Genomic DNA, 24,433 nt, shown 5'->3' on the forward strand with positions numbered 1-24,433 from the left:
CCCCATGCACAGCGCCCACGACCCGTACGTCCGTGTCCGCGGCGCCCGCGAGCACAACCTCAAGGGTGTCGACGTGGACATCCCGCGGGACGTGCTGGCCGTGTTCACCGGCGTGTCCGGCTCGGGGAAGTCGTCGCTGGCGTTCGGCACCATCTACGCGGAGGCACAGCGTCGCTACTTCGAGTCGGTGGCGCCCTATGCCCGCCGGCTGATCCATCAGGTGGGCGCGCCGAAGGTCGGGGAGATCACCGGGCTGCCGCCCGCGGTCTCGCTCCAGCAGCGCCGCTCCTCCCCGACCTCCCGCTCGTCGGTCGGCACGGTCACCAACCTCTCCAACTCGCTGCGCATGCTGTTCTCGCGGGCCGGCGACTACCCGCCGGGCGCCGAGCGGCTCGACTCCGACGCCTTCTCCCCCAACACGGCGGCCGGGGCCTGTCCCGAGTGCCACGGTCTCGGTCAAGTGCACCGTACGACCGAGGAGTTGCTGGTCCCCGACCCGTCGCTGTCGATCCGTGAGGGCGCGATCGCCGCCTGGCCGGGTGCCTGGCAGGGCAAGAACCTGCGCGACATCCTCGACGCCCTCGGACACGACGTGGACCGGCCCTGGCGCGAGCTGCCGGCCGAGCGGCGGCGGTGGATCCTCTTCACGGAAGAGCAGCCGGTCATCACGGTGCATCCGGTGCGGGACGCCGACCGGATCCAACGGCCGTACCAGGGCACGTACATGAGCGCCCACCGGTATGTGATGAAGACGTTCTCGGACTCCAAGAGCGCGTCCCTGCGGGCGAAGGCGGAGCGCTTCCTCACCAGCGCGCCCTGTCCGGTGTGCGGCGGCGGCAGGCTGCGGCCGCGGGCGCTCGCGGTGACCTTCGCGGGCCGCACGATCGCGGAACTGGCCGCGCTGCCGCTCGCCGAGCTGGCCGGACTGCTCGAAGGCACGTCACAGACCGCGCGTGTCCTCACCGAGGACCTCAAGTCCCGTATCACGCCGGTCGTCGAGCTCGGCCTCGGCTACCTCAGCCTCGACCGCGCCACGCCCACCCTCTCGGCGGGCGAGCTGCAACGGCTGCGGCTGGCCACCCAGTTGCGGTCCGGGCTGTTCGGTGTGGTGTATGTCCTCGACGAGCCGTCGGCAGGACTGCACCCGGCGGACACCGAGGCCCTCCTCACGGTCCTGGCCCGGCTGAAGGCCGCGGGCAACTCGGTGTTCGTGGTGGAGCACCACCTGGACGTGATGCGCGGCGCCGACTGGCTGGTGGACGTGGGCCCGCGCGCGGGCGAGCACGGCGGACAGGTGCTGCACAGCGGCCCGGTGACGGCGCTCGCGGGGGTCGACGGGTCGGCGACGGCGCGCTTCCTCTTCGGCCGCTCCCCCGCGCCGGTGCGTCAAGTCCGGGCACCGCAGGGCCGGCTGACGGTCGGTCCGGTGACCCGGCACAACCTGCGCGAGGTGACGGCCGAGTTCCCGCTCGGTGTGTTCACCGCGGTCACGGGTGTCTCGGGCTCCGGAAAGTCCACGCTCATCGGCGAGATCACCGAGGAGGCGGCCGGGGTCGGCCGGCTGGTGTCGGTCGACCAGAGGCCCATCGGGCGCACCCCGCGCTCCAACCTCGCCACGTACACCGGTCTGTTCGACGTCGTTCGGAAGGTGTTCGCTGCCACCGACGACGCTCGCGCACGGGGGTACGGCGTGGGGCGGTTCTCCTTCAATGTGGCGGGCGGGCGCTGTGAGACCTGCCAGGGCGAGGGGTTCGTGAGCGTCGAGCTGCTCTTCCTGCCGAGCACCTACGCGCCGTGTCCGGACTGCGGCGGGGCGCGCTACAACCCCGAGACGCTCGAAGTGACGTACCGGGGACGGAACATCGCCCAGGTCCTTGACCTGACCGTGGAGAGTGCGGCGGACTTCTTCGCGGACACCCCGGCCGTGGCTCGCAGCCTGGGCACGCTGCTCGACGTCGGGCTCGGCTATCTGCGGCTCGGGCAGCCCGCGACCGACCTGTCCGGCGGGGAGGCCCAGCGCATCAAGCTGGCGAGCGAACTCCAGCGCGCCCGGCGGGGTCACGCCCTCTACCTCCTCGACGAGCCGACGACCGGCCTCCACCCGGCCGACGTCGAGGTGCTGATGCGCCAGCTGCACGGCCTGGTCGACGCCGGGCACACAGTCGTGGTCGTCGAGCACGACATGACGGTCGTCGCGGCCGCGGACTGGGTGATCGACCTGGGCCCGGGCGGCGGCGACGCGGGCGGCCGGATCGTGGCGGCAGGCTCACCGAACGAGGTGGCACAAGCCCCGGGCAGCACGACGGCTCCGTACCTACGGCGGGCACTCCCCGAGTGACTGAGCGCCTGCTCGCGGGCCACGTGGGCCCGTGCGCGGGAGGCTCACCGGGCGACGTAGCGCAAGCACCGGGGAGCGCGACGGCGCCCTGTCTGCGGCGGGCGCTGCCCCAGTGATCTTCAGGCGCGGTCCAGCTTCTTCCGGGAATCCGTGCGCACATCCGGCGCCCCGAACCCGGACGGGCCACCCAGGAGAACAATCACTGAGCGCCTACCCGCCCGCCACCTGGGCCACGTGGGCCCCCAAGTGGGCCCGTGCGCGGCTGCCACCCCCAGTCACCTTCAGGCGCGCTCCAGGTCCTCCCGGGAATCCGGGCGCACAGCCCCCGGCCCCGAAGCCGGGCGGGCATCGGCGCGGGAGCGATCGCTGGGCGTCTGGTCGCGGGTCACCAGGGCCGCGTGGGTCCAGGTGGGCCCGTGTGTGGCCGGTTCTGCGGCTCGGGCGAGGGTGCGGCGGTCGGGGTGGGTGCCCGGTGGTATCGCCGGCAGCACCTCCACCTCAGCCACCAGGCCGCGCGCCGACACCACCCGCCACACCGAGGCGAACAGCGTGTCCTCGCCCACGAACGCGGGCGCGGTGCTGGCCGCGCCACCGGCGATCCGGTAGTGCAGCCGCACCGGCTGGACGGGGACCCCGGCGTCGAGCGCGGCCTGGAAGACGGCCCGGTGGAAGCGGCCCTGGGCGCGGCCGCACCATGTGCTGCCCTCGGGGAAGGCGACGACCGCGGCACCGTCGCGCAGGGCGTCCGCGATGCGGGCGACCGTCTCCGGGAGCGCCCGCAGCCGGTCGCGCTCGATGAACAGGGCCCCGCCGCGTGCCACCAGGGCCCCGGCCACCGGCCACTGCCGTATCTCCGTCTTGGCGAGCATCCGCGCCGGACGCACGGCGCCCAGCAGGGGGATGTCCAGCCAGGAGATGTGGTTGGCCACCATGAGGAGTCCGCCGGTGGGTGCGGCGGCGCCGGTGAGGCGGACCCGGACCCCGGCGGCCCGCACGATCGCCCGGCACCACCGCCTGACCAGCCCGGCGGGGATCAGCCCGCCGAGCGGGGCCAGCACGATCCCGGTCAGGACCAGGAGCGTGACCCCCGTCAGCCGCAGCACGGCACGCGGTACGGCCGTCGCGGACCCCGTCGGCTCCACACACGCCCCCGGGGTGCAGGGCGCGCTCGGCAGCCAGACGCTCATCAGGCCGGCACGAGTGAGAGGAAGTGCCGCAGATAGCGCGGGTTGACCCGGCGCATCGACAGCAGCACGTACAGGTCGGCCACCCCGAAGTCCGCGTCGTGCGCGGGCTCGGCGCAGACCCACGCGCCGAGTCGCAGATAGCCGCGCAGCAGGGCGGGCAGTTCGGTGCGCGCGGCCTGGGCCTGGACCTCGCCGTCCGGGACCCAGGGCAGCAGCGGCCGTACCCGGAACTCCTCCGGAGCCAGGTGCTTGGTGCGCACCCGCTCCCAGGTGGCGGAGGCCAGGGCGCCGCCGTCGGCGAGCGGGATGGAGCAGCAGCCCGCCAGCCACTCGTGGCCGCGGTCGACCATGTAGCGGGCGATTCCGGCCCAGATCAGGCCGATGACCGCGCCGTCGCGGTGGTCGGGGTGCACACAGGAGCGGCCGACCTCGACCAGGCCGGGCCGGATCGTGTCGAGCGCGGCCAGGTCGAACTCGCCCTCCGAGTACAGCCGGCCGGCGACCGCGGCCCGCTCCGGCGGCAGCAGCCGGTAGGTGCCGACGACCTGCCCGGTCGCGGTGTCGCGCACGAGCAGATGGTCGCAGTACGCGTCGAAGGCGTCGATGTCGTAGCCGGGGTGCGGGCTCGACAGCAGGGCCCCCATCTCCCCGGCGAACACGTCGTGTCGCAGCCGCTGCGCGGCACGCACGTCGGCCTCGTCACGGGCGAGGGTGACGGTGTAGCGGGTGGGAGCCGCGGGCTGCGGGGGACGGTCGAGGGTGGAAACGCCGGTCATGGCTCTCTCCTGGTCACGGGCCGGTTCGGCGGGGGAAGAGGGCGGACCGGGTGCGTACGGGCCGCCGCTCCTGTTCTTCCGATGCCGGTTGACCTGCGCGTGACCTGCGCCAGGAGAGTGGATGTGGGGATGTTGAACGCCGGGGTTACCGACCGGTCAGCCGTCCTTGGTCACGCACCCGGCGAGCAGCCGCCCGGCCTCCTCCGGGGCGAGCGCCCGCTCCAGGACGAGGTCGCCCGTCATGTTGGGGAAGAACCGGCCCGAGGGCCAGCTCCGCTCGTAGGGCGGGGGGTCGAGGACGAGCAGTCGTACTCCGTCGACGACGGGGATGTCGCTGGGCGTCCCCTCGTTCCACACCCACTCCCCGGTGGGGCTGACGAGGTTGAAGGAGCCGGTGGTGTGCACCTGCCCGGGCTGGTCCCGGCACACGGCCGCCTCCTCGGCGGAGGGGGCGCGGCCGGGCACATGGCCGCCGCCGACGAGGACGTCGGCGAGCAGGGTGTGCAGCTGGAAGTTGTCGCCGATGCCGCCCATGCGCATCGCGTAGCCGGTGCCGGTGGGGCGGTGCAGCACGATCAGCGGCTCGTCGAGGACCAGCAGGGCGTACGTCAGACACTTGAAGGTGTGCCCGGACGCCTCCGCGACGCTCCCCACGGCCCGCAGCAGCCGGTCGCGCAGGGCCGCGTCGAGCGCGGTGCGCACGGCCGCGTGGCTGAGCATGGCGACGGAGGCCATCTCCCACTGGGGCAGCGTCAGCCAGGCCAGGGCCTGCTCCGGCCCCACCCGGTCGAAGAGGGCCGGGTCGGGCTCGCCGTCCTCCGGGTCGGGGAAGTCCCCTCCGCCGGTCTCCTCCCAGCGTTCGCAGAACTCGCCGACGGCGGCGAGCGTCTCGGCGAGCTCCGCGAAGACGTACGGCGCGCAGGGCACCGCGTCGGCGCCGCGCTCCACGCAGGCGCCGACCATCACGGCTATGGTGCCTCGCGGCCCCGGGGGCACGTCGGGCAGCAGCGCGGCGAGCCGCGGCGCGGCCTTCCCGACCTCCTGCTCCCCCGCCTCCCCGATGCTCCGGTACAGCTCTCCGAACGCGCGCTCCGAACGGTCCACGTCCCGCTCGCGCACAGCGGCCTCGAAGTCCATGACGGCCTCGAGGAACCGCTCCCTCCCGTTGTTCTCGAAGATCATGCGCGCAGCCTATCGAGGGCCGGGTGCCCGGCGGGACCGGGGGATGAGCACCGCTCCCGGCCCCGCCCGTCCGCACCCGGCCGACGCACGGCCGACGGCCCTGCGACCGACGGCCCTGCGGCCAACAGCCCTACCGCTTGCCCGCCTTGCGCGTGGCCCGCAGCCACTCCTTGTTCATGTTCGTGATCGACATCAGCGGAATGCCCTTGGGGCAGGCGGTGGCGCACTCCCCGGTGAGCGTGCAGCCGCCGAACCCCTCCTCGTCCATCTGCGCCACCATGTCCAGCACCCGAGTCTCGCGCTCGGGCGCCCCCTGCGGCAGCACGTTGAGGTGGTTGACCTTGGCGGAGGTGAACAGCATCGCCGCCCCGTTCGGGCACGCGGCCACGCACGCCCCGCAGCCGATGCACTCCGCGTGTTCGAAGGCGAAGTCGGCGTCCGGCTTGGGCACCGGCGTGGCGTGGGCCTCGGGGGCGGCACCGGTCGGCGCGGTGATGTAGCCGCCCGCCTGGATGATCCGGTCGAAGGCGGACCGGTCCACGACCAAATCCTTGATCACCGGGAAGGCGGACGCCCGCCACGGCTCGATGTCGATCGTGTCGCCGTCCTTGAAGGACCGCATGTGCAACTGGCAGGTGGTGGTGCGCTCGGGGCCGTGCGCGTCGCCGTTGATGACGAGCGAGCAGGCGCCGCAGATGCCCTCGCGGCAGTCGTGGTCGAAGGCGACCGGGTCCTCGCCCTTGAGGATGAGCTCCTCGTTGAGTGTGTCGAGCATCTCCAGGAAGGACATGTCGGAGGAGATGCCGTCCACCTCGTACGTGGACATGGCGCCGTCGGCGTCGGCGTTCTTCTGCCGCCAGACGCGCAGGTTGAGCTTCATGCGTAGCTCCGCTGGGTGGGGTGGACGTACTCGAAGACCAGGTCTTCCTTGTGCAGGGTCGGGGCCTCGCCCGTACCCGTGAACTCCCAGGCGGCCGCGTAGGAGAACTCGTCGTCCCTGCGGGCGGCTTCGCCGTCGGGCGTCTGGGACTCCTCGCGGAAGTGGCCGCCGCAGGACTCGGAGCGGTGCAGCGCGTCGAGGCACATCAGCTCGGCGAGCTCCAGGTAGTCGACGATGCGGTTCGCCTTCTCCAGGGACTGGTTGAGCTCCTCGCCCGTCCCCGGAACCTTGATCCGCCGCCAGAACTCCTCGCGGATCTGTGGGATGCGCTCAAGGGCCTTGCGCAGTCCGGCGTCCGTGCGCGCCATGCCGCAGAACTCCCACATCAGTTCGCCGACTTCGCGGTGGAAGGAGTCGGGGGTGCGGTCGCCGTCGACGGAGAGGAGCAGACTGAGCCGGTCCTGCGTCTCCGCCAGCACCTCCTGGACGACGGGGTGTTCGACCGTCACCGCCTCCTGGTGGGGGTTGCGGGCGAGGTAGTCGTTGATGGTGGCCGGCAGCACGAAGTACCCGTCGGCCAGGCCCTGCATCAGCGCGGAGGCGCCGAGCCGGTTGGCGCCGTGGTCGGAGAAGTTGGCCTCGCCGACGGCGAACAGGCCGGGGACGGTGGTCTGCAGGTCGTAGTCGACCCAGAGGCCGCCCATCGTGTAGTGCACGGCGGGGTAGATGCGCATCGGCACCTCGTACGGATCCTCGTCCGTGATCCGCTGGTACATGTCGAAGAGATTGCCGTACTTGGCCTCGACGGCCTTGCGGCCCATCCGTTCGATCGCGTCCGCGAAGTCCAGGTACACGCCCTGCCCGCCGGGGCCCACTCCCCTGCCCTCGTCGCAGACGTTCTTCGCGGCGCGGGAGGCGATGTCGCGCGGGACCAGATTGCCGAAGGACGGGTAGATGCGCTCCAGGTAGTAGTCGCGCTCGTCCTCGGGGATCCGGTTCGGCGGCCGGGTGTCGCCCTTGGCCCTGGGCACCCAGATCCGGCCGTCGTTGCGCAGCGACTCGCTCATCAGGGTGAGCTTGGACTGGTGGTCGCCGGTGCGCGGGATGCAGGTGGGGTGGATCTGGGTGAAGCAGGGGTTGGCGAAGTACGCGCCGCGCCGGTGGGCCCGCCAGATCGCGGTGGCGTTGGAGTTCATGGCGTTCGTCGACAGATAGAAGACGTTGCCGTAGCCGCCGCTGGCGAGCACGACGGCGTCCGCGAAGTAGGTGTCGATACGGCCCGTGATCAGGTCGCGTGCCACGATCCCGCGCGCCCGTCCGTCGATGACGATCAGGTCGAGCATCTCGGTGCGCGGGTGCATTTCCACGTTCCCGGCCGCAATCTGCCGCGACAGCGCCTGGTAGGCGCCCAGGAGGAGCTGCTGGCCCGTCTGGCCGCGGGCGTAGAACGTGCGCGAGACCTGGACGCCGCCGAAGGAGCGGGTGTCGAGCAGGCCGCCGTACTCGCGCGCGAAGGGCACGCCCTGGGCCACGCACTGGTCGATGATCTCGACCGAGATCTGCGCGAGGCGGTGGACGTTGGACTCGCGCGCCCGGAAGTCGCCGCCCTTGACGGTGTCGTAGAAGAGCCGGTGCACGGAGTCGCCGTCGTTGCGGTAGTTCTTGGCCGCGTTGATGCCGCCCTGCGCGGCGATGGAGTGGGCGCGGCGTGGGGAGTCCTGGTAGCAGAACTGGACGACGTGGTAGCCCTGTTCGGCGAGGGTGGCGCCGGCGGAGCCGCCGGCGAGGCCGGTGCCGACGACGATCACCGTGTGCTTGCGGCGGTTGGCGGGGTTGACCAGCTTGGCCTCGAAACGGCGCTTGTCCCAGCGCTCGTGGACGGGGCCGGAGGGCGCCTTGTCGTCGACGACGGGCGCGCCGGTCTCGTAGTTCGCGTAGGTTGTCATGTCAGCTCACCACTCCGGTCATGACGCCCACGGGTACGGCGATGAAGCCGGCCGTGAGCAGCAGCGCCAGTACGTTGGCGACGGTCTTCAGGGCGCGGTCGCGGGCGCGGCTGCCGACGCCGAGGGTCTGTGCGGCGCTCCAGAAGCCGTGCCGGATGTGCAGGCCGAGCGCGAGCATCGCGACGATGTAGATGACGTTGCCGTACCAGGTGGAGAAGGTGTCCACGACGTTCTGGTACGGGTGGCCCTCCTGGAAGCCGCCGGAATGCACGGTGCCGGTGGTCAGGTCCAGGAGGTGCCAGACGATGAACAGGCCGAGGATGATCCCGCCCCAGCGCATGGTGCGCGTGGCGTAGCTCGCCCGGGGCCTCTTGTGCACGTACTTGCTGGGGCGCGCCCTGATGTCACGGCGGCTGAGCTGGTAGGCGGACGTGGCGTGGGCCACCACGGCGACGACCAGGACGACGCGGATGAGCCACAGCGTCCACTCGTAGTGCATGAACGGTTCACCGACGGTGCGCAGCCAGTGGGCGTAGTGGTTGAACTCGCCCGCCCCGAAGTAGATCTTCAGGTTCCCGATCATGTGCGCGACCAGATACAGCAGCATGATCAGGCCGCTGACCGCCATCACGGTCTTCTTGCCTACGGTGGAGTCCCACACCGTGCGTGCCATGGACGGCCGTCGGTCCGTCCGCGTTGCCAGAGCCATGAATCAGAACGCTAGGGCCGATGGTCCCGATCGGTCCAAGACATGGTCCGGCTTGTTTCCATAGGCTGGGGCTATTCTGAAACCATGCAGTTCCAGCAGCTCCAGTATTTCGTGGCGGTCGCCGAGACCCGGCACTTCACCCGGGCCGCCGAGCTGGTCCATGTCGCACAGCCGTCCCTGTCCCAGCAGATCAAGGCGCTGGAGCGGGAGCTGGGGGCGGATCTGTTCCTGCGGGCGCGCGGCAACATCACGCTCACCGACGCGGGCGAGGCGCTGCTGCCGCTGGCCCGCCGGATCCTGGCCGACGCCGACACGGCCCGGCACGAGGTGCAGGAGCTGGTGCAGCTGCGCAGCGGGCGGGTGCGGCTCGGCGCGACCCCGAGTCTGTGCACCGGGCTGCTGCCTGACGTGCTGCGGGCCTTCCACGACCGCTATCCCGGCATCCGGCTGCTGATCGAGGAGGGCGGCTCCCACGATCTCGTACGGGAGCTCGCGCGCGGCGCCCTCGACCTCGCCCTGATCGTGCTCCCGCTGCCGCCCGCCTCGCCCGCCCTCACCTCGGTGGAACTGCTGCGGGAGGACCTGGTGGTGGTGTCGTCACCAGAGGCGCCCGCACCGGGCCGGGGCGCGCCGGCCGTGCGCGTCGCCGACCTGGAGGGCGAGCGCCTCGTGATGTTCCGGCACGGCTACGACCTGCGCGAGCTCACGGTGGCGGCGTGCCGCTCCGCGGGGTTCGAGCCGGACTTCGGCGTGGAGGGGGGTGAGATGGACGCGGTGCTGGGGTTTGTCCGGGCGGGGCTCGGCGTGGCCGTCGTACCGCGGATGGTGGCGACGCGGTCGGGCCGGGGCCTGCGGGTTACTCCGTTGGCTCGGCCGGGGTTGCATCGGACGATCGCGTTGGCGCACCGGAGCGATGTGGCTCCGCCTCGGGCCGCGCGTGAGTTGCAGCGGATGTTGCTCGAGCGGTGAGTTTGCTTTGTGCCCGGGTGCGTCTGCCTCGGGGGCGCCGTCGGGGGGTGCGGGTCGTGTTCGGTTGCTCGCGCAGTTCCCCGCACCCTGAGGGGAACTGCGCCTGCCGTGCTTCAGGGGTTCAGCCTGTTGCGTCCACCAGGGCCAGGTCGTGGAGGCGTTCCGGTGGGCCCGGGCGGGCGTAGTACCAGCCCTGGGCCGTGTCGCAGCCCAGGATGCGCAGTTGCTCGGCCTGGGCGCCGGTCTCCACGCCCTCCACGGTGACCGCGAGGTCGAGGCTGTGGGCCAGTGAAACGATCCCCTCGACGATCTTGAGGTCGACGGGGTCGGCCGGGAACCGCTGCATGCTCTGGGTGAAGGAGCGGTCCAGCTTGAGGATGCTCACCGGCAGACGACGCAGGTTGGCCAGGTTCGAGTAGCCGGTGCCGAAGTCGTCGAGGGCGATGTCGACACCCATCTCGGCGAGCCTGCGCAGCGGTTTGAGCAGATCGTCGTCGGCGCCGATGAGGGCGGACTCGGTGACCTCCAGGCACAGCGAGTCCGGCGCGACGCCCGCGCGTTCCAGGATCTCCACCGTGTCCTGCACCAGACCGGGATGGGTGAGCTGGCACGGCGAGAGGTTGACGTTGATGCGCAGCGGCCCGTCGGCCGCCCCGTCGTATCGCTCGCGCCAGTCGCGGGCCTGGCGGACGGACTCCTCAAGGACCCAGCGGCCCAACGGCACGATCAGGCCCGTGTGTTCGGCGAGCGGGATGAACCGGTCGGGGCCGAGGACGCCGTGCTGCGGGTGCAGCCAGCGCACCAGGGCCTCGGCGCCGCGCACGCTGCCGTCGCCGAGGTGGACCAGCGGCTGGTACTCGATGAAGAACTCGCCCCGGTCCAGGGCCGCGGGAAGCGCGGTGGTCAGACCGTGCCGGGTGATGGCGCGGGCGTCGGCCTCCGGGTCGGCCAGCTCCGAGCGGTTGCCGCCCGCCGACTTGGCCCGGTACATGGTGATGTCGGCGCTGCGCAGCACCTCGGCCGGGGTGCGCTCGCCCGCCGGGCCCTCGACGATGCCGATGCTGCCGCGGACCAGGAGCTCGCGGCCGTCGACGCTGATCGGGGTGACGAGCGCGTGCATGATGCGTTCGGCGAGCTCGTCGACCTCGCGCTCGGTGCCGGGACCGGTGGTCAGCGCCACGAACTCGTCGCCGCCGAGCCGCGCCACCATCTCACCGGGCGCGGTCGCGCAGGACTGGAGCCGGTCGGCGACCTCGACGAGCAGCCGGTCGCCGGCCGCATGACCGAGGCTGTCGTTGATGGTCTTGAAGCCGTCGAGGTCGAGGTAGCACAGGCCGAAGCGCTGGCCCTCGCCCGCCGCCAGGGCCTTTTCCAGACGCTCGAAGAACAGGGTGCGGTTGGGCAGGCCGGTGAGCGCGTCGTGGGTGGCCTCGTAGCGCAGCCGCAGATTGAGCAGCCGGCGCTCGGTGGTGTCCTCCATCAGGGCGAGCTGGTACTGCGGGCTGCCGTCGGCGTCCCTGAGCAGGGAGACCGTGAGATTGGTCCACAGGACCGTTCCGTCGGGGCGGTTGAAGGCCTTCTCGACGTGGTAGTGCTCGCGGTCGCCGCGCACCAGCTCGTCGTAGAGCTTCCAGGTCTGGGGCGCGTCCTCGGGGTGGGTCCACTCCATGACGTTGCGGCCCCGCACGGCCTGCTCGGAGCCGCCGAACATACGCAGCAGCGCCCCGTTGACCTGGAGGACGTTGCCGTCGAGGTCGGCGATGCCGATGCCTATGGCGGCGCCCTCGAACACCGCGCGGAACCGGGCCTCGCTGGCGTGCAGCGCCTGGGCGACCACGCCCTGGGCCTGGAGCGCGGCCCGGGCGATGGCCTCCTGTTCGGCCAGGGTCCGCTCGCGCAGCGCCTGCGCGAACCCGGCGGCCATGGAGTGCTGGACCCGCGAGGAGCGCATCCGCATCTCGTCCTGGGGGCCGTCCGCGCCGCAGTAGAGCACCAGGTAGGCGTCGACGCAGTCCAGGGTGCGGGTGAGCGCCTCGGGGTCGGTGCAGTGCGTGTCGATCAGCGCCGCGCCGACCGCCCTGGCCTCGTCGGCGTCGAAGCTGCGGGCCCGTAGCGCGTCGCTCAACCGGCGTGCGAGCGGCAGGAGTTGCTCTTCGAGCTCCGGCCGGGTCAGCGACGTGGAGGTCACCGGGAAGACGGCCCGGCTCCAGATCGTCGCGAACCGGCGGAGTCTGTCCTCCGGCCCGTCCGGCTCCGCGGTCACGCCGTACGCCCCACGCCGGCGAATCCGGAGAAGGCGTAGGGATCCTCGTCCTCCGGCGCCGTCTGCGGCCGCCAGTGAGGCATCGGCACCAGCCCGGGTTCCACCATGTCGTACCCCTCGAAGAACCGCGCGATCTCGTCGCGCGAACGCATGATCAGCGGGTTGCGAATGTCCTTGTACACGTCCACCGCACCCTCCGCCCGCTTCGGTGGCAGCGGGACTCCCTCGTACGAGGCATGCGTGAGGATCAGCAGGCTGCCGGGCGCGAGCGCCTCTCGCAGCTCGGCCACCGCACTGTACGGGTCGTCCGCGTCTTCCACGAAGTGCAGTATGGCAACGAGAAGCAGCGCCACTGGCCGATTCAGGTCGATCAGACGCTCCACTTGGGGGCTCGACAGGATCTCCTGGGGCTTGCGGAGGTCCGCGGCGACGACATCCGCGCGCTCGTTGCCCGCCAGGACCGCCTGGCTGTGCGCCACGGCCACCGGATCGTGGTCGACGTACACGACCCGTGCGCCGGGCCGGGCCGTCCCGGCCACCTCGTGGACGTTGCCGAAGGTCGGGATGCCCGAGCCGATGTCCAGGAACTGGTCGATGCCCTCCTCGGCCGCGAAGGCCACGGCCCGGCGCATGAATGCCCGGTTGGCCTGCATGATCTTCGGGAGGCCCGGCATGAACTCCATGGCCTTGCGGGCCGCCTCGCGGTCGACCTCGAAATTGTGCGATCCGCCCAGGTAGTAGTCGTAGATACGCGAAACGCTCGGCACCGAGATGTCGATGCTTCGTGGGGCCCAGGCGGGACGCTCCATGTATCTCTCCAAGGCGTAGGCGACAGGTCAGGCGATCCGGTGTTCGAGCTGAGGCTACTGATCGCCCGCCAATGGAGCGACCCGAACCGGAAATTGACCGTCCGTTCCCGGTCACTGCCTGCGGCAACGCCGAGCTGCGCTTTGGGTGTGTTCGGCCCGTCGGTCGGGTGCGGGCGGTTCGTGCCAGTCGCCCCGTTCCCCCCTCTCCACGGGGCGCGCCATCCGGCGCCCACGCAAAGGGGTCCGCCCCCTCCGTGCGGTGCGGAGGGGGCGGACCTGTGGTCGCGCGCCGGTTGTCGTGCGTCCGGCACTCTCGCTCGTCCTCGTCCCTCCCTTCCGCGGTGGTCCGATACGACATGGGCGAGGCGATCAACCCTGGGGAGGTGATCTCTACTCCGACGCGCCGACCAGCTTTCCTTCGGGCGAGACGGCGTACCACGTGCCGCCGACGCCCTGACCGTTGGTGTCCCCGGGGGCCTTGTCACCGGAGAAGGTGTAGATCGGCCAGCAGTTGACCGTCATCTGCTTGGTGCCGTTGTCGGGCCGGGTGAAGCCCATCAGGCCCTTCTTCTTGACGCCCTTGGTGTCGTTCGCGCTGACCTCCGCGACGGCCGGCCACTTCTCCAGGCAGGCTCCGGTGCAGTTCGAGACGGACTTGGGCCATGCCTTGTCCTTGATGAAGCGGTAGACCGTCATGCCGTTCTTGTCGACGACGATGTCGCCGAGCTTGGCGTCCTTGCGGACGGACAGGCCGGGCAGAGCGGAGAGGGTCGCCTTCTTGCCATTGGGGGCGAGCGCGAACCACTTGCCGCCCACACCCTGGCCGTTGACGTCACCGGCGTTGACGTCCTTGGCGTAGCGGTACGCCGGCCAGCCGCCGATCGTCAGCTGCTTGGTGCCGTCGGAGCGGGTGACCTCACCGAGGAGCGACTTGTCGATGCCCTCACCGGCCGTGGCGTCGTCCGCGGGAACCGGCGGCCAGGTGGTGGCGCAGTCGCCGTCGCAGTTCGACTTGGGGGGATTGGCGGTGTCCGCGTCGAAACGGTAGAGGGTGAGACCGGAACCGTCGGTCAGCACCTTGCCCAGGTCCGGGTTGGCGGCCACGGACAGATTGCCGGCGGGGGCCGCCGGGCTCGGGGAGCTCGAACTCTGGCTGCCGTCGGCGCCGTAGCCATTGCCGGCGCCGGTCCCCGCACCGGCGGTGGCACTGCCGTAATCGCCCGCCGCGGCCGTCGCACCGACGTTCTGGGCCGCCGACGACGGAGTGGTGGCATTGTCCTGACCGCACGCCGTCGTGAGCATCAGCACCGATGCGGCCGTCGCCACAAGTGAGGCGCTCCGCCAGGAGGTCTTCATCGTCAACTCCCCATAATCGCCTGGATATTGCAGCGCCTCTGCGCCGCCGCACGACATTGGGTACGGATGGGGACGGGCGTTGTGTTCAACCGGCGCACAAATTTCTTTCCGAACGCTGTGCCACACCCTGCCGCACACCGCACGCGCGTCCGCCATCGCCCGGCCGCCGCGCCCCGCCGTTCAAACCGCCCTGCGGTGCCGGTCCCCCCTTCGGGGCAATCCCCGGGCACGGCGGCGTGGGACGGTGTTCCGCTGCCCATGATCTCCGTCGTGCATGGACCCGAACGGACCCGACTCGCGCCCGCCCCAAGGGTGTTGGCCGTGCTGGCGCTGACGTGGACCCTGGCCGGCTGCCCGGCGGGGCCGGCGGCCGCCGACGCCTGCGCGTACGCCTCGACCGGCCCGGACGGCATGGTCGCGGTGGCCGTCGCCGGGGGCCGCTCCTGGCCCACGCCGCCGGCCTGCCCGTCGCCCACTCCGACGCCGACACCCACCCCGGCACCGCCGAGGCCGACGCCCACCCCGCGTCCGACGCCGCCCCCGCCGCCGAAGCCCGCGCCGAAACCACCACCCCCGCTCCGGCCGGCGCTCGTCCCCACCCCGACGCCCACTCCCCCGCCCCCGAAGCCCAGGCCGAGGCCCACCCCACACCCCTCGCCCACGCCGGTGCGGTACCCGCACTACCGGCCCAGGCCGACCGGCGGGACGACGCACGGGCGTACGTCCCCGGTCACCTACGTCCTGCTCATCACCGTCCCCGCGGTGGTCGCCGTCGCCGCACTGCGTCCGCGCTGACGCGTCGACGCACAGACACGCGCTGTTCTCTGGAGGCACCTGTTGTCGGAATGGCTTGTTCTCGCCCTCGCGATGCTGGGCGCGTGCGCCGTGGTGGTCGTCGTCACCCTCGTACGGCACCGCACGGCCGCCGAAGACGACGATCCCAGCGAGACCCCCGACGTCATCGAGTACATGACCATGTGGATCGGCGTCGTGTACGCCATCGTGCTGGGCCTGGCCATCGCCGGGGCGTGGGAGGCGCGCAGCGCCGCCCAGGACCACGTACAGGCGGAGGCCCAGGCGCTGCACGAGATCTCGGAGCGGGTCCGGGTCTATCCGCCCGATGTCCGCGACCGGATTCGGGCCGATGTCAACGCCTATGTCGGACACGTCGTCACCACCGAGTGGAAGTCGATGACCGACCACGGCCGGCTCACCCCGCGCGGCACCGAACTGCTCGACCGCGTCCGCCACGACGTCACCGACTTTCAGCCGAAGACGGACTTCCAGGCGCAGGCCTACCAGCCGCTGGCCGACCAGGTGGCCACGGCCGACCAGGCGCGCAACGCCCGGGCCGACTCGACCGGGGCGACGATGCCCGGCGTGGTGTGGTTCGGGCTGCTCACCGGGGCCGCGATCACCATCGGCATGGTCTTCGCCCTGCAGATCAGACGCACCCCACGCGAGCTCGTCCTGGCCGGGCTGTTCTCCGCGACGATCGCCTTCATGCTGTTCCTCATCTGGGACTTCGACGCGCCCTACAGCCGGGGCATCGCGGCGACGGCCGAACCGTTCCTCGCGCTCTTCCCGCACGTCAAGGGATGACGACGGCCAGGGGCCGAGCCCTCACCCGTGCGGCCCACGGGCCTGACCCGTTCGCCCCATCCCGATCGCGCCCGTGGGCCGGCGTGCCTAGCGTTCGAGTCAGCGAGGTGCACGTCAGGCGCGAGCGGAGCAGGTCCGCCGCCGCTCCTCGGTGACCGGAGGGACAGACCATGGGCGCGATACGCGTTGCCGCGGACGGTGTCTGCCCCCGTCAACGCCCCAGCAGGCCTTCGCCCCGGGATCCGTCGAGGACCGGGGCGAAGGCCTGTCACCGTGCGTCGTGCTCTCCGAAGGGGGCCTTGCCAGGGAGAGGGGCCACCCGCTCAGATCCGCTTCTCGTGCCTGCGGCGCACCAGGAACACCCCGCCGCCGATCACGGCCGCGGCCACCAGACCGCCGCCGATGGCCATGTCGGTCTTGGTCGCCCCGGACGAGACGCTGCCACCGACGCCGCCGTTGACGCCGCCGAGCACATTGAAGGCCGCCGGGCGGGTCAGGGTGCGGCCGTTGCAGTTGACGGCGATGTCGAACGGGCCGGCCAGGGCGTCGTTGTTGACCGTCGCGATGCCCCGCGCGGTGTCGTTGGTGCCGGCCAGCGGCGACAGTGCGATGGCGCGGAAGGCACGCGAGGACGCCGTGCCACCGCCCCGGCAGCCCTCCGCCGTGATGGTGAGCCGGCCGCCCGCGGCGATCGCGTTGGGCGCGGCGTTGATGTTCCTCGCGAAGTCACCGAGGGTGTTGTTGCCCGGCCCGTTGTTGTTGCCGACGCCGTTGTTGCTCCCTACCCCGTTGTTTCCCCCGACGCCGTTGTTGCTGCCGACCCCGTTGTTGTTCCCGGCGCCGTTTTCGTTGCCCGGCCGGGATTCGTTGCTGTTCCCGGAACCGTTGTTCCCGGAACCATTGTTCCCGGAACCGTTGTTGTTGCCGTACCCGTCGTTGTTGCCCGGCCGGTTCTCGTTGTTGCCCGGCCGGTTCTCGTTGTTGCCCGGCCGGTTCTCGTTGTTGTTCCCCGCCCCGTTGTTGTTGCCGTAACCGTTGTTGTTCCCCGGCCGGTTCTCGTTGTTGTTCCCGACCCCGTTGTTGTTGCCGTAGCCGTTGTTGTTGCCGGGGCGGAGCCCGTTGTTGCCCAGATCGCCCCCGCCGAGCACGCCACCTACACCGCCGATGCCGCCCACACCTCCCACACCGGCCACGCCGCCTACACCACTTACGCCGCCTACGCCGCTCACCCCGTTCAGATCGGTGCTGCTCGGACCGCCGCCGCTCCCCACACCGTCCGCGACGGCCGCGGGGGCGGCGAGCCCGAGGGCGGCGACCGTCAAGGCCGCGGCCGCCAGGGCACGTGTGTTCCTCATGTGATCCTCCGCGGGAGGCACCCCGGGACCCGTCCCCGGTCGATCGGCGAGAAAGCACCTCCAGGAAAGACCCTCGGGCGCGGGGAACACGCCCGCATTTCGAGAATGGTCCGTCCTGGTGAGCGGACACGCCGACGGAAAACCGCACAATCGGACAACATCGCAGGTCACGGACCGTCAGAAAATTTCCGGCCGATGGCAACTCGGATGGCGCACCAAGGGTCGCCCGGGCCACCCGTTCGCCGTATGCCCCGTCGCCGGTCGCTCGTGCGGGACTTAGCGTTCTCGTATGCGCGAATGACGTGGCGACGGCTTCGTCGAGAGGGGATGGCGAATGTATGCGTCCGGGCTGTCCGAGCTCGTCGAAGTGGAGGACCGGCGAAAGAAGCGCGCCCCTTGGGGCGTGATAGCGCTTGTTCTGCTGACCGGGCTCGCGCTCATCCGGAACGGCTCGGGGGAGTTCGACGTCGGGCCGCCGCAGCCCGCCCGGGCGGCGGCCGCGGCCGCGGACAGCCGGGTGCCCGGTGCCACCGTCGCGGGGGGCCGGCAGGACCTGCCGTTCGCCGCGCCCGACCGGGTCAGGATCCCCTCGATCCGGGTCGACGCACCCATCATCTCCGTGGGCCTGGACTCGAACGGCTGGGTCGGCGCGCCGCCGCCCGAGGACCCGAATCTGGCCGGCTGGTTCACCGGCGCCGTCTCGCCCGGCGAGAAGGGCACGGCGGTGATCGTCGGGCACGTCGACAACAAGCAGGGCCCGGCCGTGTTCTACGGACTCGGGTCCCTGAAGAAGGGGAATCGCATCGAGGTCGCCCGCAAGGACGGGAAGACCGCGGTCTTCGAGATCTACGGCATCGAGGTCTTCGCGAAGAACAACTTCCCCGGCGACCGGGTCTACGGCTCCAAGGGCACGCCCGAGCTGCGTGTCATCACCTGCGGAGGCGGATTCTCCAAACAGCACGGCTACGACGGGAACGTCGTCGTCTTCGCCCGCCTGGCCGAGGTCCGCTGACCGTTCCCCGGCGGGGCGGGCCGGTCCCTCAGGCGGTGCGGCGTCGGGGAACGGTGAAGTGGTAGCCGTCGTCGAGCAGATGGGGCAGCCACTTGCGCAGTGCCCGCACGGTCTGCGAGCGGTCGCCCCCGGCGTCGTGGGAGAGCACGACGACACCGGGGGCGGCGCCGTTCTCGACCCGGTCGATGATGGTGCGGGTGCCCGGAGTGGTCCAGTCGAGGCTGTCGACCGTCCAGGCCAGCGGCTCCATCCCCATCTCGGCGCCCAGCTGGAACGCCGCGCGGTTCCAGGCACCGTAGGGCGCCCGGAACCACCAGGGCCGTTCCCCGTAGGCGTCCTCGATGACATCACTGGTGCGCACCATCTCGGAGCGGATCTCGGCGCGGTCGAGCTGGGTCAGCAGCGGATGCGTCCAGGTGTGGTTGCCGACGATGTGCCCGGCGTCGGCCATCCGGGCCAGCAGTTCCTTGTTGTCCACGGCCATCTCCCCGCACACGAAGAACATCGCGCGGACGCCGTACTCGTCCAGGGTGTCCAGGATGTCGGGGGTGTAGCGGGGGTCGGGTCCGTCGTCGAAGGTCAGCACCATGAGCCGGCCGTGCACGGGCAGCTCCATGATGGGTTCGCCGCGCACCGCGACCTTGCCGGGCCGCCTGCGCGGCGGCGCGTCACCGGCGAGGGGCTGGAGCCGGTAGGCGTTGGGCTTGAGCGCGGCACGCGCCTGCGGGCCCCAGGCGGGCGCCGCCGACCGTACCGATTCGCCGCCCGTGCCGGACATGAGCAGTCCCGCGGTACCGGCGGCTCCCAGAGCGGCGGCACCGAGCAGCACCCGGCGCCGTGTGAGCAACTGATCCTTCTGCATGACTCATCAGTCGCCCGAAGAGGCTCCGGCGCACCACAGCGACACCGGTACGGCCGCCGGAAAGCACCCGCTCGGCCCAGTCCCGGCGGTCAGTGATGGCGCACAAGGGGGAACGGCAGCGTCTCACGGATGGTCAGTCCGGTGAGGAACATGACCAGTCGGTCGACGCCGACGCCGAGTCCGCCGGTGGGCGGCATCGCGTATTCCAGAGCGTCGAGGAAGTCCTCGTCGAGCTCCATCGCCTCGGGGTCTCCCCCGGCGGCGAGCAGGGACTGGGCGGTGAGGCGGCGCCGCTGTTCCACGGGGTCGGTCAGTTCGGAGTAGGCGGTGCCGAGCTCGGTGCCGAAGGCGACCAGGTCCCAGCGTTCGGCGAGCCGCGGGTCGGTGCGGTGCTGCCGGGTGAGCGGGGAGACCTCGGTCGGGAAGTCCTTGTAGAAGGTCGGCAGCTGGGTCCTCTCCTCGACGAGCCGCTCGTACATCTCCAGGACGATGTCTCCGTGCCCGTCGTCCGTGGTGTACGGCACGCCCGCCCGGTCGCACAGCCGGCGCAGTCGCTCCGGCTCCGTGCCGGGACCGATCTCCTCCCCCAGCGCCTCGGAGATCGCGCCGTAGACCGTGCTGACCGTCCAGCGCCCGGAGATGTCGTACTCCTTGCCGTCCTTGTGGGCGACCGGGCGGCCGAAGGCGGCGGTGGCCGCGCCCTGGACGAGTTCGCGGGTGAGGTCGAGCATCACGTCGTAGTCGGCGTGGGCCTGGTAGGCCTCGAGCATCGTGAACTCGGGGTTGTGCTTGTGGGAGACGCCCTCGTTGCGGAAGGTGCGGCCCAGCTCGAAGACCTTCTCCAGGCCGCCGACACACAGCCGCTTCAGATACAGCTCGGGGGCGATCCGCAGATACAGGTCGAGGTCGTAGGCGTTGATGTGGGTGGTGAAGGGACGGGCGTTGGCGCCGCCGTGGATCTGCTGGAGCATCGGGGTCTCGACCTCCAGGTAGCCACGGTCCAGGAGGCCCTGGCGCAGGGCCTGTACGGCGGTGGAGCGGACGCGGACGATGTCGCGGGCGGCGGGGCTGGTGACCAGGTCGAGAGAGCGCATGCGCACCTTGGCCTCGGGGTCGGTGAGGCCGCGGCGCTTGTCGGGCAGGGGGCGCAGGCACTTGCCGGTCAGCTGCCAGGAGGTGACGAAGACGGTCGGCTCGCCCTTGTCGCTGCGGCCCGCGCGGCCGGTGGCGGTGATGTGGTCGCCGATGTCGGTGTCGGCGGTGAAGCGGTCGAGGGCGGGACCGAAGTCGCCGCGGGTGAGGGCGAGCTGGTGGTCGCCGGACCAGTCGCGCAGGACGACGAAGACGATGCCGCCGAAGTCGCGGACCAGCATGATCCGGCCCGCGACGGTGACTTCTTGGCCCTCTGTGACCTCGGCCAGGGCATGGGTGGGCCGGGGACTTCCCACGGGGTAGGGGTCGGTGCCTTCGGCGCGCAGCCGGTCGAGCCGGTGGTGGCGGACGCGGACCTGTTCGGGCAGGCCCGCGTCCGCGGCTGCGGGCCCGGTCTCGCCCCCTCCGTCGAGGCCGAGCGCCGCCAGGGGCGGCAGACCCTCGGTGGTCGTGGGCCGCTGCCCGGCCTTCGAGTGCCCCTTTCCCAAGAGTTTGCGCAGCGACGGTACGGCGACGAAACCCTCGGCGATTCCGGAGGCGAGGCCGATGCGGGCGAGGGAGGCGGTGTCGGCGTAGCAGATGAAGCGCGGGTACCACTCGGGCAGGTACTTGGCGTTGGAGCGGTACAGGGCCTCCAGCTGCCACCACCGGGAGAAGAACAGCAGCAGACGGCGCCACAGCCTGAGGACCGGTCCCGCGCCGATGCGGGCGCCCTCCTCGAACACCGAGCGGAACACCGCGAAGTTGAGGGAGATGCGGTGCACGCCCAGTTTGGGGGCGGCCGTGCAGAGTTCGGCGACCATGAACTCCATGACGCCGTTCGGGGCGGTGCGGTCACGGCGCATCAGGTCCAGGGAGACGCCGTCGCCGCCCCAGGGCACGAAGGAGAGCAGGGCGAGGAGCCGGCCGTCGTCGCTGAGGGCCTCGACCAGGAGGCAGTCGCCGTCGGCCGGGTCGCCGAGCCGGTCCAGGGCCATGGAGAAGCCGCGTTCGGTCTCGGTGTCGCGCCAGGCGTCGGCCTTGTCGACGACCCCCTCCATCTCCGCGTCGGTGAGGGCGGCGTGGCGGCGGACGCGGCAGGTGGCGCCGGTGCGCCGGACCCGGTGCACGGCCTGCCGGGTGACGCGCATGTCGCGGCCGTCCAGGTCGAAGCCGGGCACGTGCACGATGGCCTCGTCGCCGAGCTGGAGCGCGCCGAGTCCGGCGCGGACGAAGGCCCTGGCGCCGTCCTCGGAGGCGCCCATCACCGCGGGGGCCCAGGCGTGACGGCGGGCCAGGGCGAGCCAGGCGGCGATGGCGTGCGGCCAGGCCTCGCGGTCGCCGACGGGGTCGCCGCTGGCCAGGCAGACGCCTGCCTCGACGCGGTAGGTGACGGCGGCCTTGCCGCTGGGCGAGAAGACGACGGCCTTGTCGCGGCGGGTGGCGAAGTAGCCGAGGGAGTCGTCCTCGCCGTACGCCTTGAGGAGGGCGCGGATGCGGGCCTCCTCGTCGCCGTGCAGGGCGGCCTCCAGGCGCTGTGAGCGGAAGAGGGTGGCCGCGGCGTTCAGCAGGGCGAGCGCGCCGAACAGGCCGAGCACAAAGGTGACGGCGCGGGGCGGGCGGCCGTCGAAGGACTGGTCGGAGACCAGACCGCCGCACACCCGGTCGGCCGCCCAGGCCAGGTGCTGGCTCTCGGGCAGGGTGCCGGGAAAGAGCGCGACCAGGCCCCAGCCGACCAGGATCGCCACGGCGAGTCCGGCGACCAGCACGGCGAGCGCCCGCCATACGGCGCCGCGCCGGGAGGCGGCGTAGAACTCCTTGCGGGCCACGACCAGCAGGACCAGCGCGAGACCGCACACCACCAGGGACGGGACCGACTCGGCGTACCGGCCGAGCGCGAGGCCGAGGATGTCCGAGAGAACGATCAGGCCCAGATAGACGACGACCAGCCACCAGGCGACCTTCTTGCGCGCGCCGGTGGCGGCGGCCAGCAGGAACAGGAAGACGGCGTAGGCGAGGTTGGCGCTGACCGGGACGAGGAGAAGGTCGAGGGTGCGGACGAGCGGGCGCAGCAGCACACGCAGCGGGGCGATGATGGCGAGCAGCCCGCACAGCAGGCCGAGGGCGCCGAAGAAGGTCGCGAAGCCCTCGGGCACCCGGCTGAGGAAGCCGCTCGCGGGCGGCCGTATCGGGCCCGCGGCGCTCTTCCCCGTGGCGGCCTCCGCGGTGGCACTCATGTTCCGACTGTAGGAAGGCGCCGTGCGGCTCGCTCGTCGAGCGGTCCCGTGCTCTCGCCGGAGCGGGGTGTTCCGATAGCCTCACGGCTGTGACGGAACAGCACGAACAGCACACGCACCGGTTCGAGCGGGGCACGGACGGGCCGAAGGTCATCGTGGTCGGCGTGGACGGTTCCGACTCCTCGCTGCGCGCCGCGGCCTATGCCGGCGGGCTGGCCCGGCGGCAGCACGCGTTGCTCGCGGTCGTGTATGTGCAGCCGTTGCTCACGGCGGGCGCGGCGATGGGGGCGCCGGTGGCGGAGACGACCGACGAGATCGCCGAGGATCTGATCGCTCAGATCCGGGACGCGGCCGAGCGGGTCAAGGGGATATTCGACGTGCGCTGGGAGTTCCACACGTTCCGCGGCGACCCGTACAACGGCCTGGTGAAGGCGGCGGACGAGCTGAAGGCGGACGCGGTGGTGGTGGGCGCCTCGGAACAGGCGGGCCACCGCATCATCGGCTCGGTGGCGATCCGGCTGGTGAAGGCGGGGCGCTGGCCGGTGACAGTGGTGCCGTAGCCCTTCGGGGTGCCCGCAGGAGCAGCGGCGGGGTCGCCAAAAGCAGGACGCCCGCGAGGGCGATGGCGGTGCGCGGCCCGGTGAGGCTCGCCAGCAGGCCCCACAGGGCGGTCAGCGCGGCGGTGGTGGCCTTGCCGGTGACCGACCAGGCGGACAGGGTGCGGGTGATGCGGTCGTCCGGGGTGCACCGCAGGCGGTGGGTGGCGGAGACCGGGTTGAAGACGCCCGCACAGGTGATCAGCCCGAGTTCCACGGCCATCACGAGCAGCAGTCCGGACAGGCCGGGCCGGACGAAGGCCAGTCCGACGGTCCACAGGGCGCGCAGGGTGCCCGCGGTGCGCAGTACCCGCCGCTGCCCGTACCGGGTGACGAGCGGGCGGGCCAGCCGGGAGCCGAGGAGGCCGCCCAGGCAGGGCACGGCGAAGGCGAGACCGTACTGCCAGGGGGCGAAGCCGAGCGGGCCGAGCATGAGGACGGCCAGCGGCGGTGCGGCAGCCATGATCAGGCCGTTGACCGCGAGCGTGTTGAGGAACAGGGGCCGCAGGACCGGGCTGGTGAGGATGTGCCGCCAGCCGTCGAGCAGGTCGGCGGCTCGCAGGCGGGCGGCGGCGGTGCGCTCGGGGTGGTGTTCGCCGCCGCCGACGGCCCGGATGCCGAGGGCCGACAGCAGAAAGCTGACCGCGTTGGCCACGACCGTCGTCACCGGCCCGAACAGGCCGAACGCGGCACCGCCGAGGGGCGGTCCGAGGACCGTGGCGGTCCAGGTCGTGGATTCGAAGCGGGCGTTCGCGGTGAGCAGTCGGTCGGCCGGTACGAGTCCCTTCAGGAAGGCGCCGGAGGCCGCGTTGAAGGTGATGTCGGCGGCCGCGACGACGACGGACACGGCCAGGAGCTGGCCGAGGCCGAGGACTCCGAACGCGTAGGCGGCCGGGATGCTGAGGAGTGCGGCGCAGCGGACCAGGTCCGTCCCGGCCATCACCGGCCGCTTGCGCCGGAACTCCACCCACGGCCCGAGCGGCACCGCGAGCACGGCGCCCACGGCGGGTCCGGTCGCGGCGAGCAGCGCCACCTGGGCCGACCCGGTGTGCAGCACGAGGACCGCGATCAGCGAGAACGCGTCGAAGGCGAGCCAGGTGCCGAACGCGCTCACCGAGTACGCGGCCCACAGCCACCCAAAGCGCCGTCCCACGCACAACCTCCCGTTGACCGGGCCCATGAAAGCGAGCGGACGGCCTCTGGATCAAACAACCCGCGGCCCA

The 24,433-nt window shown here is 71.7% G+C and carries 18 protein-coding genes and 1 pseudogene; 6 read left to right on the forward strand and 13 right to left on the reverse strand.

The window, feature by feature from the left end; all coding sequences use genetic code 11:
* The first annotated feature begins 4 nt into the window (after positions 1 to 4).
* Positions 5 to 2,338, forward strand: coding sequence for an excinuclease ABC subunit UvrA (locus tag ACZ4EG_RS10740; RefSeq protein ID WP_467790358.1), 2,334 nt, complete (start codon positions 5 to 7; stop codon positions 2,336 to 2,338).
* Positions 2,339 to 2,619: 281 nt separating this feature from the next.
* Here ACZ4EG_RS10740 and ACZ4EG_RS10745 read toward each other — a convergent pair whose 3' ends face one another.
* From ACZ4EG_RS10745 to ACZ4EG_RS10770, 6 genes are all read right to left on the reverse strand, one after another.
* Complete coding sequence (locus tag ACZ4EG_RS10745; RefSeq protein ID WP_467790359.1) at positions 2,620 to 3,525, reverse strand: lysophospholipid acyltransferase family protein; 906 nt, start codon at positions 3,523 to 3,525, stop codon at positions 2,620 to 2,622.
* Complete coding sequence (locus ACZ4EG_RS10750; protein WP_453545802.1) at positions 3,525 to 4,301, reverse strand: GNAT family N-acetyltransferase; 777 nt, start codon at positions 4,299 to 4,301, stop codon at positions 3,525 to 3,527. Before ACZ4EG_RS10750 ends, ACZ4EG_RS10745 begins: the two co-directional genes overlap by 1 nt.
* Before the next feature lie 156 nt (positions 4,302 to 4,457).
* Positions 4,458 to 5,483, reverse strand: a complete 1,026-nt coding sequence (locus tag ACZ4EG_RS10755) for a hypothetical protein (RefSeq protein ID WP_467790360.1) — start codon at positions 5,481 to 5,483, stop codon at positions 4,458 to 4,460.
* A gap of 130 nt (positions 5,484 to 5,613) precedes the next feature.
* The gene (locus tag ACZ4EG_RS10760; protein WP_453545797.1) at positions 5,614 to 6,363 is read right to left on the reverse strand and encodes a succinate dehydrogenase/fumarate reductase iron-sulfur subunit; all 750 of its coding nucleotides are present in this window, start codon (positions 6,361 to 6,363) and stop codon (positions 5,614 to 5,616) included.
* Positions 6,360 to 8,309, reverse strand: coding sequence for a fumarate reductase/succinate dehydrogenase flavoprotein subunit (locus ACZ4EG_RS10765; RefSeq protein ID WP_467790361.1), 1,950 nt, complete (start codon positions 8,307 to 8,309; stop codon positions 6,360 to 6,362). The genes ACZ4EG_RS10760 and ACZ4EG_RS10765 overlap by 4 nt, the downstream gene beginning before the upstream one ends.
* Before the next feature lies 1 nt (position 8,310).
* Positions 8,311 to 8,982, reverse strand: a complete 672-nt coding sequence (locus tag ACZ4EG_RS10770) for a succinate dehydrogenase (protein WP_453545793.1) — start codon at positions 8,980 to 8,982, stop codon at positions 8,311 to 8,313.
* 120 nt (positions 8,983 to 9,102) lie between these two features.
* On the opposite strand from ACZ4EG_RS10770, the gene ACZ4EG_RS10775 reads away from it, so the two are divergent.
* On the forward strand, positions 9,103 to 9,987 hold the full coding sequence (locus ACZ4EG_RS10775; RefSeq protein WP_453545791.1) for a LysR family transcriptional regulator: 885 nt from the start codon (positions 9,103 to 9,105) through the stop codon (positions 9,985 to 9,987).
* A gap of 121 nt (positions 9,988 to 10,108) precedes the next feature.
* On the opposite strand, the gene ACZ4EG_RS10780 is transcribed toward ACZ4EG_RS10775, so the two are convergent.
* The 3 genes from ACZ4EG_RS10780 to ACZ4EG_RS10790 form a co-directional block, all read right to left on the reverse strand.
* The gene (locus ACZ4EG_RS10780) at positions 10,109 to 12,250 is read right to left on the reverse strand and encodes a putative bifunctional diguanylate cyclase/phosphodiesterase (RefSeq protein WP_467790362.1); all 2,142 of its coding nucleotides are present in this window, start codon (positions 12,248 to 12,250) and stop codon (positions 10,109 to 10,111) included.
* Positions 12,247 to 13,059 carry an SAM-dependent methyltransferase gene (locus ACZ4EG_RS10785; RefSeq protein ID WP_467790363.1) on the reverse strand — a complete coding sequence of 271 codons (813 nt, stop codon included), beginning with the start codon at positions 13,057 to 13,059 and terminating at the stop codon, positions 12,247 to 12,249. The genes ACZ4EG_RS10780 and ACZ4EG_RS10785 overlap by 4 nt, the downstream gene beginning before the upstream one ends.
* Before the next feature lie 390 nt (positions 13,060 to 13,449).
* Complete coding sequence (locus ACZ4EG_RS10790) at positions 13,450 to 14,415, reverse strand: SCO0930 family lipoprotein (protein WP_453545786.1); 966 nt, start codon at positions 14,413 to 14,415, stop codon at positions 13,450 to 13,452.
* 321 nt (positions 14,416 to 14,736) lie between these two features.
* Here ACZ4EG_RS10790 and ACZ4EG_RS10795 point away from each other — a divergent pair, with 321 nt between their 5' ends.
* Together ACZ4EG_RS10795 and ACZ4EG_RS10800 are read left to right on the forward strand one after the other, a co-directional pair.
* Positions 14,737 to 15,210 (forward strand): hypothetical protein, encoded by a 474-nt coding sequence (locus ACZ4EG_RS10795; RefSeq protein WP_467790364.1) that lies wholly within the window; start codon positions 14,737 to 14,739, stop codon positions 15,208 to 15,210.
* Positions 15,211 to 15,252: 42 nt separating this feature from the next.
* The gene (locus ACZ4EG_RS10800; protein ID WP_453545781.1) at positions 15,253 to 16,017 is read left to right on the forward strand and encodes a bestrophin-like domain; all 765 of its coding nucleotides are present in this window, start codon (positions 15,253 to 15,255) and stop codon (positions 16,015 to 16,017) included.
* A gap of 323 nt (positions 16,018 to 16,340) precedes the next feature.
* Here ACZ4EG_RS10800 and ACZ4EG_RS10805 read toward each other — a convergent pair.
* A pseudogene (locus tag ACZ4EG_RS10805) lies at positions 16,341 to 16,733 on the reverse strand (hypothetical protein); the annotation flags it as partial.
* 973 nt (positions 16,734 to 17,706) lie between these two features.
* On the opposite strand from ACZ4EG_RS10805, the gene ACZ4EG_RS10810 reads away from it, so the two are divergent.
* Positions 17,707 to 18,384 (forward strand): class F sortase, encoded by a 678-nt coding sequence (locus ACZ4EG_RS10810; protein WP_453545780.1) that lies wholly within the window; start codon positions 17,707 to 17,709, stop codon positions 18,382 to 18,384.
* A gap of 28 nt (positions 18,385 to 18,412) precedes the next feature.
* On the opposite strand, the gene ACZ4EG_RS10815 is transcribed toward ACZ4EG_RS10810, so the two are convergent.
* Together ACZ4EG_RS10815 and lysX are read right to left on the reverse strand one after the other, a co-directional pair.
* A complete protein-coding gene (locus ACZ4EG_RS10815) occupies positions 18,413 to 19,246 on the reverse strand; it encodes a polysaccharide deacetylase family protein (RefSeq protein WP_453545778.1) in 834 nt (277 codons plus the stop codon).
* A gap of 89 nt (positions 19,247 to 19,335) precedes the next feature.
* Positions 19,336 to 22,614 carry a bifunctional lysylphosphatidylglycerol synthetase/lysine--tRNA ligase LysX gene (gene lysX, locus ACZ4EG_RS10820; protein WP_467790365.1) on the reverse strand — a complete coding sequence of 1,093 codons (3,279 nt, stop codon included), beginning with the start codon at positions 22,612 to 22,614 and terminating at the stop codon, positions 19,336 to 19,338.
* An 89-nt stretch (positions 22,615 to 22,703) separates the two neighbouring features.
* Between lysX and ACZ4EG_RS10825 the strand changes: the two genes are divergently transcribed.
* Positions 22,704 to 23,174 carry a universal stress protein gene (locus ACZ4EG_RS10825; RefSeq protein ID WP_453545774.1) on the forward strand — a complete coding sequence of 157 codons (471 nt, stop codon included), beginning with the start codon at positions 22,704 to 22,706 and terminating at the stop codon, positions 23,172 to 23,174.
* On the opposite strand, the gene ACZ4EG_RS10830 is transcribed toward ACZ4EG_RS10825, so the two are convergent.
* Complete coding sequence (locus ACZ4EG_RS10830) at positions 23,110 to 24,390, reverse strand: MFS transporter (RefSeq protein WP_467790366.1); 1,281 nt, start codon at positions 24,388 to 24,390, stop codon at positions 23,110 to 23,112. The two genes, ACZ4EG_RS10825 and ACZ4EG_RS10830, sit on opposite strands and share 65 nt — an antisense overlap.
* Between the last annotated feature and the right edge of the window lie 43 nt (positions 24,391 to 24,433).

The sequence above is a fragment of the Streptomyces sp. NPDC025638 genome, from assembly GCF_055558775.1.

Excerpts from the sequence above, each read along its gene's own strand:
- ACZ4EG_RS10740 (WP_467790358.1), top strand. The coding sequence starts at position 5 with ATGCACAGCGCCCACGACCCGTACGTCCGTGTCCGCGGCGCCCGCGAG.
- ACZ4EG_RS10745 (WP_467790359.1), bottom strand. The coding sequence starts at position 3,525 with ATGAGCGTCTGGCTGCCGAGCGCGCCCTGCACCCCGGGGGCGTGTGTG.
- ACZ4EG_RS10750 (WP_453545802.1), bottom strand. The coding sequence starts at position 4,301 with ATGACCGGCGTTTCCACCCTCGACCGTCCCCCGCAGCCCGCGGCTCCC.
- ACZ4EG_RS10755 (WP_467790360.1), bottom strand. The coding sequence starts at position 5,483 with ATGATCTTCGAGAACAACGGGAGGGAGCGGTTCCTCGAGGCCGTCATG.
- ACZ4EG_RS10760 (WP_453545797.1), bottom strand. The coding sequence starts at position 6,363 with ATGAAGCTCAACCTGCGCGTCTGGCGGCAGAAGAACGCCGACGCCGAC.
- ACZ4EG_RS10765 (WP_467790361.1), bottom strand. The coding sequence starts at position 8,309 with ATGACAACCTACGCGAACTACGAGACCGGCGCGCCCGTCGTCGACGAC.
- ACZ4EG_RS10770 (WP_453545793.1), bottom strand. The coding sequence starts at position 8,982 with ATGGCACGCACGGTGTGGGACTCCACCGTAGGCAAGAAGACCGTGATG.
- ACZ4EG_RS10775 (WP_453545791.1), top strand. The coding sequence starts at position 9,103 with ATGCAGTTCCAGCAGCTCCAGTATTTCGTGGCGGTCGCCGAGACCCGG.
- ACZ4EG_RS10785 (WP_467790363.1), bottom strand. The coding sequence starts at position 13,059 with ATGGAGCGTCCCGCCTGGGCCCCACGAAGCATCGACATCTCGGTGCCG.
- ACZ4EG_RS10790 (WP_453545786.1), bottom strand. The coding sequence starts at position 14,415 with ATGAAGACCTCCTGGCGGAGCGCCTCACTTGTGGCGACGGCCGCATCG.
- ACZ4EG_RS10810 (WP_453545780.1), top strand. The coding sequence starts at position 17,707 with ATGTATGCGTCCGGGCTGTCCGAGCTCGTCGAAGTGGAGGACCGGCGA.
- ACZ4EG_RS10815 (WP_453545778.1), bottom strand. The coding sequence starts at position 19,246 with ATGCAGAAGGATCAGTTGCTCACACGGCGCCGGGTGCTGCTCGGTGCC.
- lysX (WP_467790365.1), bottom strand. The coding sequence starts at position 22,614 with ATGAGTGCCACCGCGGAGGCCGCCACGGGGAAGAGCGCCGCGGGCCCG.
- ACZ4EG_RS10830 (WP_467790366.1), bottom strand. The coding sequence starts at position 24,390 with ATGGGCCCGGTCAACGGGAGGTTGTGCGTGGGACGGCGCTTTGGGTGG.